General features: G+C 56.0%; 11 protein-coding genes. 6 read left to right on the top strand and 5 right to left on the bottom strand.

The genetic code is table 11. The features are described from left to right. On the bottom strand, nucleotides 1-1,355 hold a 1,355-nt coding region (locus BG52_RS13110), incomplete at its 3' end, for a ribulokinase (RefSeq protein ID WP_036667449.1). 23 nt (nucleotides 1,356-1,378) lie between these two features. After that, nucleotides 1,379-2,089 carry an L-ribulose-5-phosphate 4-epimerase gene (gene araD / locus BG52_RS13105; RefSeq protein ID WP_036579905.1) on the bottom strand — a complete coding sequence of 237 codons (711 nt, stop codon included), beginning with the start codon at nucleotides 2,087-2,089 and terminating at the stop codon, nucleotides 1,379-1,381. 329 nt (nucleotides 2,090-2,418) lie between these two features. On the opposite strand from araD, the gene BG52_RS13100 reads away from it, so the two are divergent. After that, the gene (locus BG52_RS13100; RefSeq protein WP_036579908.1) at nucleotides 2,419-2,952 is read left to right on the top strand and encodes a hypothetical protein; all 534 of its coding nucleotides are present in this window, start codon (nucleotides 2,419-2,421) and stop codon (nucleotides 2,950-2,952) included. Here the strand turns inward: BG52_RS13100 and BG52_RS13095 are convergent. Next, nucleotides 2,944-3,174 (bottom strand): hypothetical protein, encoded by a 231-nt coding sequence (locus tag BG52_RS13095; RefSeq protein WP_036579910.1) that lies wholly within the window; start codon nucleotides 3,172-3,174, stop codon nucleotides 2,944-2,946. The genes BG52_RS13100 and BG52_RS13095 overlap by 9 nt on opposite strands. A 59-nt stretch (nucleotides 3,175-3,233) precedes the next feature. Between BG52_RS13095 and BG52_RS14995 the strand changes: the two genes are divergently transcribed. Further along, nucleotides 3,234-3,902, top strand: coding sequence for a signal peptidase I (locus BG52_RS14995; RefSeq protein ID WP_051588126.1), 669 nt, complete (start codon nucleotides 3,234-3,236; stop codon nucleotides 3,900-3,902). Here the strand turns inward: BG52_RS14995 and BG52_RS16835 are convergent. Together BG52_RS16835 and BG52_RS13085 are read right to left on the bottom strand one after the other, a co-directional pair. After that, complete coding sequence (locus BG52_RS16835) at nucleotides 3,886-4,038, bottom strand: DUF6199 family natural product biosynthesis protein (RefSeq protein ID WP_397310148.1); 153 nt, start codon at nucleotides 4,036-4,038, stop codon at nucleotides 3,886-3,888. The genes BG52_RS14995 and BG52_RS16835 overlap by 17 nt on opposite strands. Nucleotides 4,039-4,106: 68 nt before the next feature. After that, a complete protein-coding gene (locus BG52_RS13085; protein WP_036579912.1) occupies nucleotides 4,107-5,207 on the bottom strand; it encodes a GntR family transcriptional regulator in 1,101 nt (366 codons plus the stop codon). A 539-nt stretch (nucleotides 5,208-5,746) separates the two neighbouring features. On the opposite strand from BG52_RS13085, the gene kduI reads away from it, so the two are divergent. The 4 genes from kduI (at nucleotide 5,747) to BG52_RS13065 (ending at nucleotide 8,859) form a co-directional block, all read left to right on the top strand. Further along, the gene (gene kduI, locus BG52_RS13080) at nucleotides 5,747-6,580 is read left to right on the top strand and encodes a 5-dehydro-4-deoxy-D-glucuronate isomerase (protein WP_036579959.1); all 834 of its coding nucleotides are present in this window, start codon (nucleotides 5,747-5,749) and stop codon (nucleotides 6,578-6,580) included. 23 nt (nucleotides 6,581-6,603) lie between these two features. Next, the gene (locus BG52_RS13075; protein WP_036579915.1) at nucleotides 6,604-7,374 is read left to right on the top strand and encodes a DeoR/GlpR family DNA-binding transcription regulator; all 771 of its coding nucleotides are present in this window, start codon (nucleotides 6,604-6,606) and stop codon (nucleotides 7,372-7,374) included. A gap of 2 nt (nucleotides 7,375-7,376) precedes the next feature. Continuing rightward, nucleotides 7,377-8,129 carry a 2-dehydro-3-deoxy-D-gluconate 5-dehydrogenase KduD gene (kduD, locus tag BG52_RS13070; protein WP_036579961.1) on the top strand — a complete coding sequence of 251 codons (753 nt, stop codon included), beginning with the start codon at nucleotides 7,377-7,379 and terminating at the stop codon, nucleotides 8,127-8,129. Between the two features lie 61 nt (nucleotides 8,130-8,190). After that, the gene (locus BG52_RS13065; RefSeq protein WP_036579918.1) at nucleotides 8,191-8,859 is read left to right on the top strand and encodes a bifunctional 2-keto-4-hydroxyglutarate aldolase/2-keto-3-deoxy-6-phosphogluconate aldolase; all 669 of its coding nucleotides are present in this window, start codon (nucleotides 8,191-8,193) and stop codon (nucleotides 8,857-8,859) included. Nucleotides 8,860-9,270: the final 411 nt, after the last annotated feature.

Below are 9,270 nucleotides of genomic sequence, written 5' to 3'. Positions count from 1 at the left end.
TTCTGCGGCAGTCCGCCGCAGGCGTAGAGCTCGTTCACTTCGACGCCGTTGCTGTGGAACGCGTCGACGATTTTGCGCGTGCCGTAAGCGGTCGCCTCAAGCAGCGCGCGGTAGATCTCCTCCGGCTTCGTCAGCAGCGTGCAGCCGAGCAGCAGGCCGGTCAAGTCCGTGTCCACCAATACGGAACGGTTGCCGTTCCACCAATCGAGCGCGAGCAGGCCGGATTGGCCCGGCTTGTAGACGGAAGCTTTCTTTTCCAGCCACTCGTGAACGCTGACGCCGTCCTGCTGCGCCGCTTCCTTCACATAGGCCGGCACCGCTTCCTCCACATACCATTCAAAAATATCGCCGACCGCCGATTGGCCGGCTTCATAGCCCAGGTATCCGGGAATAATGCCGTCTTCGACGACGCCGCACATGCCCTCGACTTCCTTCTCCTCGCTGCCGAGCAGCATGTGGCAGATCGACGTGCCCATCGCCATGACGAGCTTGCCCGGCTCGGTGACGCCCACCGCCGGCACGGCCGCATGCGCGTCGACGTTGCCGACCGCGACCGCGATGCCCGGCTTCAGGCCGGTCATCGCCGCCATCTCCTCCGTGAGACCTCCCGCGTTGGTGCCGAGCGGAACGATCTCGCCGCGCAGCTTCGTTTCGGCGAGCTTTTCCAGCCTTGGGTCCAGCGCCTTGAAAAAGTCGTTCGACGGATAGCCGTCCCGCTTGTGCCAGATCGCCTTATAGCCTGCCGTACAGCTGTTGCGCGCTACGTTGCCGGTCATGCGGAAAATGACCCAGTCCGTCGCCTCGAGAAACTGATCGGTCTGCTCGTATATGTCCGGCGCCTCATCGAGGATTTGCCATACCTTGGCGATCATCCATTCGGAGGAGATTTTGCCGCCGTAACGCGGGAGGAACTTCTCGCCGCGCGCAGCCGCGATTTCGTTGATCCGGTTCGCCTCGTCCTGCGCCGCGTGATGCTTCCAAAGCTTCACCCAGCTGTGCGGATTGTCCTTGTATTCGGGGAAAAAGCAAAGCGGGCTGCCTTCCTTGTCGATCGGCAGCATCGTACAGGCGGTGAAATCAATGCCGATCGCGACGACGTCCGCCGGATCGATACCCGATTCCCCCAACACGGCAGGCACCGAGCGCTTCAAAACTTCGATGTAATCCGCCGGATGCTGCAGGGCCCAATCATGCTCGAGCTTGATGCCGGAAACCGGCAGTTGCTCGTCGATAACATGGTGCGGATAAGGGGTGACGTGGTCGGCGATTTCGGTTCCGTCCGTCAGATCGACGAGCACGGCCCGCCCGGATTGGGTGCCGTAGTCGACGCCGATCGCATATTTTTTGCCGCTCATGTGCAGTTCAGCTCCTTTGTCGGTTATTGTTGTTCCGGGTTCGATTGCCCGTAGTAAGCGTTGGCTCCATGCTTCCGCAGAAAATGCTTGTCGAGCAGCGTTCCGTCCATCGCTCCGACTTCCTGGTTTAGCCGCACCGTACGGTGGCCGATTTTGGCGACCTCCTCCAGCACGACCGCATTGTGGAGCGCTTCATGCGCATCCTTCCCCCAGGCGAACGGCGCGTGGGCATGGACAAGAACGCCCGGCACCATCGCCGGATCGATGCCGCGCGAACGGAACGTTTCGATAATGACGTTGCCGGTCTCGAGCTCGTAAGCGCCCTTGATTTCGGCTTCCGTCATCGGCCGCGTGCACGGCACCTCGCCATAGAAATAATCCGCGTGCGTCGTGCCCATCGCCGGGATGCCCATGCCCGCCTGCGCCCAGCTGGTCGCCCACGGCGAGTGGGTGTGTACGATACCCCCGATCGCGGGGAATGCTTTATATAAGGCCAGATGCGTCGTTGTATCCGACGAAGGCTTCAGCGAGCCCTCCACCTTGTTGCCCTCCAAATCGACGACGACGAGGTCGTCCCGCTTCAGCTCCTCATAAGGCACACCGCTCGGCTTGATGACGACGAGCCCGCGTTCACGGTCGATGCCGCTTACATTTCCCCACGTAAACGTCACCATTTTGTGCTTCGGCAGATCCAGATTCGCTTCCAGCACCTCTTGCTTCAACTGCTTCAACAACAAGTCCCTCTCCTTTCTACTCGTTCTTCCCTGCTTCTGTCCCCCATTATACACTTGTACGTACATCTGAACAACTATTAATTAAATAGCTTTCGGTTGTTCCTACATGTTGCCGTCGATCTGTGACGTATATCTAAATAATACGGAAAATTTATTCAAGTCGAACTTAAATAATTAAAAATTTTTGCATTTCGAATAATAATTTACTCTGATCGATGGGGTATTTTGTGCGCTTATAATCGGGCTGATGTCGGGGAGGGGATTACACATAACGGAAGCATCATGGCGAACATCGGCGCATAGATTGGAATATTGAGGAGGAACCCGAAATGAAGAAAAGGAAATGGATATTTATTATGGCCCTTATCGCGATTCTCGCATCCACGGCGATCAGCTTTGCGGCTAATTCAACGACGACCAGCGTAACTGTTAACGGCAGCACCAGCAAAATGGACGCAACCGCGGTAACCGTAGCGGCAGACCGGCCTTCCTGGAGCCCGACGGTCAATAGGGCCGGAGATATTGCACAAGGGGAATTATTTGAAATCGATGCCACGGGAAATGCTTCAACCGAAATTATAGCCTCACTTTATTTGACGAATCCGGACGATCTGGCGAAAGCCTACAGTTATTTAAACATGACGATTGCCGTTTATTATGAAGATACCACCGGCTCAACTCCTGTCTGGACTGAACTTACTACAAGCGGCACCGCTTTATTATCCCTTTCCAACGGTTATGTTACCTTGAAATTGACGGGCAGAGAGAAGTACAGAATCGGCGTCAAAGAAGGCTCTTATTATGCTCTTAACACATCGGTTGCAGCGAACCTCGCTCCGCAGTTCACGATAGATTTACGCTAATAAATAACGCTGATCGATGAAGACTAAGCGCAAATATATATTCGCCGCAGCCGTCGCCCTGTTTTTAAGCATCAATCTCATCATCTGGGCCGCCGCCACCTTGTCGCTGCAAATCGACGTCACGCCGGGCAGCACGCTGCCTGACGGCAAAATGGCCGCGGTGACCCCGTTGTCCGGGAGCTTCACCGTAAAGAAAGGCAAAGCGCAGGTCGTAAACGGCATCGAGCTGCTTCGCCGCTTTTGTTTTATTATCGGCTCGGACAAGGGGAGGGCGGGCATAGATGATGAGAGCGACAGTCGATTATTTGGGCAGGATCGTTACGTTTCTGTCATTGGCCGTTCTCGTGGCAGCCACGATCTATTTCCAATATTTTACCCCGCCCTTCGCCGCCATTCCGAGCCGCAGCATGGAGCCGTTGTTTCAAGTCGGCACATTAATTGTCGTGGAGAAAATCAATCCGATGGACATCAAAGCCGGGGATATCATCGTTGTCTATGTCCCGGCGATCGTGCAGGACCGCTACAACTATCCCGCTTCCATCGTGCACCGGGTCGTCAAAGTCAACCGGCTGGGGCCGGATCCGACTTTTCGGATCAAAGGAGACAACAATCCGGAGGAGGATCCGTTTACCGTTCTGCCGGAGCAGGTGGCGGGCACGGTGCAGAAGTCCATTCCGTACGCGGGCTACGCCGTGCTTTTCTTGCACAGCAAGCAGGGCTTCTATTTCATCCTTTCCGCAAGTATCATCTATGTGCTGTACGTACTTTCGGAGAAGATCGAGCAGGCGGGCAGAACGCTCAGAAAGGGAATCTCCGCGCTTATATTCGCGGATGTCCTCTCGCACATGGACGAAATGGAGCGAACGCAAGCGCGAAGCATACAGCGGCTCGAACAGGTCATACACGAACAAAATGAGCTCATCGCCGAGCTGATTAAACAAAAAAAATGATTATTCCTGCCAAACCAATTAAGCAGCATATTCCCCCACCGATGCGGGTATTCATGATATACAGATCTGAAGGTTCGGTAGCGTCTTTAGAGGTCCATTGTTCTGTGAGTGACCAAAATAAAGTTGTCTTCCACATCATCAATAGTCCGGCTAGCAGCAGAAACACACTAAGGAAAATCAACGACGCCCCCCCTAACCAAGCATTTACACATTGACTGCCCGTGTCGACTCGCGCGCGACCAGTTCCGGCTTGTACACGATATCCGCCGCCGTTCCTCCGGCTTTGCCGGCGATCAGGTCGAGCAGAAGCTCCGCCGCTTGGGCGCCCATTGCCGTTTTCGGATGGGTCAGCGTCGTCAGCTTCGTATCCGCGGCCAATGCGAGAGTCGAATCGTCGAAGCCCACGATCGACAGGTCGTCGGGCACGCGAATGCCGCCAGCTTTCGCCGTCCCCATCAGCGCCAAGGCCAATTCATCGTTGTAGCAGACGAACGCCGTCGGGCGCTCCTCCTGTTCCGCCTTCAGCAGGGCGAGCGCGGCGGCATGCGGCTTCGTTTGCTTTTCCTCCGAGGAGTAGTAGGCGACCGCGTCCGGAATCATCGGCACCTCATAGTGGCGATGCGCGCGAATGAACCCTTTCATCCGGTTCGCTCCCTGCAGGTCGTCCGTTTTGAAAAAGCCCGCGATCCGCCGGTGTCCCAGCTTGATCAGATGCTCCGCCGCCAGGAAGCCGCCTTCCTCGTCATCCACCTTCAGGCACGGACAGTCCAGCTCGGGGTAGCGCTCATTGATCATAACGAACGGAACGCCATGATATTGAAGCGTCATGTATTCGTTCAGGTTGGGATTGCCTTGCGCGCTTTTCGTCGGTTCGATGATGAGTCCGGAGAGCGAATGGCCGAGCATGGACCGCAACCCTTCCTTCTCCTTCTCCTTGTCGTTGTCCGTGCTGGAAAGCAGCAGTCCATATCCCCGCTCCCTGAGAACCGCCTCCGCTCCCCGCACGATGTGCGGAAAAATATAATCCGATATATAAGTGGTAACCATCCCGATCATCGGCGTATCCCTGACCGGTCTCGCTTTTGGCGCGGAAACGAACGTTCCCTTGCCCTGCTTCCGGTACAGCAGACCTTCCTTCTCCAGCTCGCCCAGCGTCTGCCTCACCGTCTGCCGGCTCAGGCCGAACTGCGCGGCGATTTCGTTCTCCGAAGGCATGAGATCATCCGGCTTCAAGTGCCCGGTGTGGAACCATGACAAAATTTCTTCTTTCAACTGCTTGTACTTCGGCAATTCCTTCCGGTTCATGGCTCACCCCGTACTCATAGGCTTCCGTATTGGCTACCGCCATTATAGCACTCGCCCACTTGTACGTACAATTTAAGAATGCGAATTGTGTTTTGGTTTACTTCGAGACGACCACCCGCTACAATTAATTGATGGATGAATTATCCTTCCCTTACATAAGCAATGAAAGGAAGATTATCGTGGATTTTGTTTGGACGACTGCGTGAATTCAAATACTGTCTGTGCTGGCCATCTTATGGGTTGTATTCGTGGTGCGACAAATATTCAGAAAATTTCGAGCCCAACAACAAGAGCTGCAAAGAGTAAGAGACGAGCTCGGAAAAGTGAATGCCAGAATCGACAAGAAATAAGAAATTGTTTAAGTGAAGCAATTCGGGCGAAAACAAAACCGGCTCTGTTCGCATCCCTTTGCGACGTAGCCGGTTATTTGTCGTTCGCCAAGTTCACTTTCTGATTGCACTATCGTTTACTTTGGAGTAAAGTAAACCTAAATGAACTTATAAAAAACCAATATGAACGAACCAAAGGATCGATTAATGATGGACATCCGCTATGCCTCCCACCCGAACGAAGTGAAAGGTTTCGACACCTCCCGGCTGCGCGAGGAAATTCTGATCGAGTCGCTGTTCCGGCCCGGCGAAGTGACGCTGACTTACAGCCACGTGGACCGCTTTATCGCAGGTGGCGTTCTGCCGACCGGCGGCACAATCAAGCTGGAGGCCGATCAAAAGGAAATGGGCGCCGAGCATTTTCTCGACCGCAGGGAAATCGGCATTATCAATATCGGCGGCAGGGGAACCGCGACGGTGGACGGCACGGCGTACGACATGGAAACGAAGGATTGCCTGTACGTCGGGCGCGGCGCCAAGGAGGTTGCGTTTGCAAGCGCGGATACGTCATCGCCGGCCAAGCTCTACTTCAACTCCTGTCCGGCTCACCAGACGTACCCGACCGTCAAAGCGGTGATCAGCGAAGCGAATCCGCGCCATCTGGGCAGCCTAACGAACTCGAACGAACGGACGATCTATCAGTACATTCACGAGAACGGCATCCGAAGCTGCCAGCTCGTCATGGGCCTCACGATGCTGAAGCCGGGAAACATGTGGAACACGATGCCTTGCCACACGCACAACCGCCGCTCCGAGGTGTATTTCTACTTCGACATGCCGGAGGACGGCGTCGTTTTCCACCTGATGGGCGAGCCGCGGGAGACGCGCCATGTCGTCGTACGCAACGAGCAGTCGATCATCTCGCCAAGCTGGTCGATCCACAGCGGCGTCGGCACGTCCAACTACACGTTCATTTGGGGCATGGCCGGCGAGAACCAGGCGTTCGACGACATGGACATGGTTGCGATGAAGGATTTGAAATAGCAGACGAAAGCGGATGAGGGCAGATGAACGCAGTACGGCGATATGAAGCGATAATGGAGCGGCTGCTGTCGCAAAAAGAGGTCACCGTGGCCGAGCTCAGCGACCGGCTTCAAGTGACCGGCAAAACAATCCGCGAGGATCTCGCGAAGCTCGAGGAGAAGGGACTTCTCCTCCGCGTGCACGGCGGAGCGGTGCTTGCGCAGAGCGAACAGCTCGGCATCCTGCCGGCCAAGGAGCCGTTCACCAAGCACAATACGGAAAAAGCTGAGATCGCTGAACTTGCACTGCACTATATCAAGGACGGGGACATCATCGCCCTGGACGGCGGCTCGACGACGTTCGAAATCGCCCGCAAGCTCGACAACCGTCCGCTGACCGTCATTACCAACGACGTGTTCATCATCGGCGAGCTTGCCCGGAAGCCCGACATTCGGCTCGTGGTTCCCGGCGGATCCCGTGTGCGCAATATGCTGATCGGACCGGAGGCGGCGGCGCTCGTCCGCACGTTCAACGTGCGGAAGGCGTTCCTGTCTTCGACCGGTGTGCATGCCGAGTACGGCTTTTCGATTTATACGAGTGATTTTCTGGCGTTCAAGCAGGCGTTAATCGAATCGGCTCGGGAGCGCTACATTGTGGCGGACCGGCATAAGTTCGGCACGGTTGCGCTGCGGACTTTTGCCAAGCTCACGGAGGTCGACGCCATCCTGACGGACGGCGGGCTCGATCGCGGGACGGCGGAAACGTTCCGGAGGGCCGGTGTACGGGTCGAATATGAACATGAAGCGAGGGAATGAAGATGGGACTTTTTGATTTAAGCGGCAAGGCCGCGCTCGTCACCGGCACATCCGGCGGGCTCGGACAAGCGATGGCGATCGGCTTGGCCGAGGCGGGCGCGGATATCGTGGCGATTTCCTCGTCGGGCAGCGCGCAGACGGCGGCGGCGGTGGAAGCGCTCGGGCGCAGGGCGTTCGACCAACAAGCGGACCTCAGCGACGCCGATGCCTTGGAGAGCGTGTTCGATCGGGCGGTTGCGGCATTCGGGCGAATCGACATACTCGTGAACAATGCAGGCATCATTCGCCGCACGCCGGCCGCCGACCATGGGAGGCAAGACTGGTACGACGTCATCGATCTGAACCTGAACTCGGTCTTTTTCCTGTCCCAAATGGCAGGCCGCCATATGCTCGAGCGGGGCAGCGGCAAAATCATCAATATCGCCTCCATGCTCTCCTATCAAGGCGGCGTCAACGTGCCCGGCTATACGGCAAGCAAGCATGGCGTAGCGGGCCTGACCAAAGCTTTGGCCAACGAATGGGCGGGTCGAGGCATACAGGTCAATGCCATCGCTCCCGGTTATATGACGACGAACAATACGGCGCCGATCATGGCCGACGAGCAGCGGTACCGATCCATCACCGAGCGGATTCCCGCCGGGCGCTGGGGCGTGCCGGATGACCTGAAGGGCCCCGTCGTTTTCCTCGCCTCGTCCGCCTCCGATTATATGAACGGCCACGTGCTGAATGTGGACGGCGGCTGGATGGCGAGATAAAGGATAGCGCAAGGGTGTATAGCTTACGGATAGCGAATTATCGAAAGAGAGGTTTATTAGGATGAAAAAACTGCAACTGCTCCAACAGCTGCGCGAGTCCGGCGTTGTCGCCGTGCTGCGGGGCGATTCGCCCGAAGAGGTCGTGCGCATGGCCGAAAGCGCCATTGAAGGCGGCATCAAAGCGATCGAAGTCACGATGACCGTGCCGTTCGCGCTCGAGGCGATCACGGCGCTGGCGAAGAAGTATCACAGCGCGGAGCCGTCGGGGGCTGACTATGCGATGATTGGCGTCGGCACGGTGCTCGACCCGGAGACGGCTCGTGCGGCCATTATGGCCGGCGCCGAATTCGTCGTGTCGCCATGCCTGAATCCGGATACCGTCAAGCTTTGCAATCGGTACCGGGTGCCGGTTATGCCGGGTGCGATTACGATTCAGGAAATCGTTGCGGCGCTGGAGCTCGGCGTCGATGTCGTCAAGCTGTTCCCCGGCAGCCTGTTCTCGCCTTCGATCGTGCCGACGATCAAGGGACCGCTGCCGCAGGCCAACGTCATGCCGACGGGCGGCGTGTCACTGGCCAACCTCGGCGAGTGGGTCAAGGCCGGCGTGTTCGGAGTCGGCATCGGCTCCGATCTCACGAAGGAAGCCGTCGCCAAAGGCGACTTCAGCCTGATCGCCGACAAAGCGCGCGCCTATATGGAATCGTACCGGAAGGCCAAGGCGGAATCATAGCATAACTGTGAAGATGCGGAGACCAATGCAAAGACCGAAGGTGTATGGACTGTCAACGCAACTGAGTCGACAGTCCAATCATTATGACTTCCAATCAATAACGGTGGGCAGGATTGATGGAAATATTGTACGTGTCTTATTCGTATCAACATTTATAATAATGACATCAGTCTTGCTTAGATTATAAACTGCCCCTGCCACTTTGGGGTCCAACAGGATTTAGTTGTTCCAGTATAACCACACTGCTGTCATTACTCAATCGATAAGCTAAAAACTTTTTGTTAATGGAGAGTGCAGGCGCCAGAGCATTACTTTTGAATACAACTGCTTTTCTGTTCGCTATATCATAAGCCATTATGTTATAGCCGGCTTTTCGCATGAAATAATTTTACAAATCGAATTATCTTAACC

The sequence above is a fragment of the Paenibacillus darwinianus genome, from assembly GCF_000598065.1.
Classification (GTDB): domain Bacteria; phylum Bacillota; class Bacilli; order Paenibacillales; family Paenibacillaceae; genus Paenibacillus_I; species Paenibacillus_I darwinianus.
Note: the sequence above shows the minus strand (reverse complement) of the source record. Positions and strands in the feature narration are given on the sequence as shown.

What these genes read in the sequence shown, in the direction of transcription:
- BG52_RS13100 (WP_036579908.1), top strand. Translation starts at nt 2,419, where the DNA reads ATGAAGAAAAGGAAATGGATATTTATTATGGCCCTTATCGCGATTCTC.
- BG52_RS13095 (WP_036579910.1), bottom strand. Translation starts at nt 3,174, where the DNA reads ATGCCGTTTACGACCTGCGCTTTGCCTTTCTTTACGGTGAAGCTCCCG.
- BG52_RS14995 (WP_051588126.1), top strand. Translation starts at nt 3,234, where the DNA reads ATGATGAGAGCGACAGTCGATTATTTGGGCAGGATCGTTACGTTTCTG.
- BG52_RS16835 (WP_397310148.1), bottom strand. Translation starts at nt 4,038, where the DNA reads ATGTGGAAGACAACTTTATTTTGGTCACTCACAGAACAATGGACCTCT.
- BG52_RS13085 (WP_036579912.1), bottom strand. Translation starts at nt 5,207, where the DNA reads ATGAACCGGAAGGAATTGCCGAAGTACAAGCAGTTGAAAGAAGAAATT.
- kduI (WP_036579959.1), top strand. Translation starts at nt 5,747, where the DNA reads ATGGACATCCGCTATGCCTCCCACCCGAACGAAGTGAAAGGTTTCGAC.
- BG52_RS13075 (WP_036579915.1), top strand. Translation starts at nt 6,604, where the DNA reads ATGAACGCAGTACGGCGATATGAAGCGATAATGGAGCGGCTGCTGTCG.
- kduD (WP_036579961.1), top strand. Translation starts at nt 7,377, where the DNA reads ATGGGACTTTTTGATTTAAGCGGCAAGGCCGCGCTCGTCACCGGCACA.
- BG52_RS13065 (WP_036579918.1), top strand. Translation starts at nt 8,191, where the DNA reads ATGAAAAAACTGCAACTGCTCCAACAGCTGCGCGAGTCCGGCGTTGTC.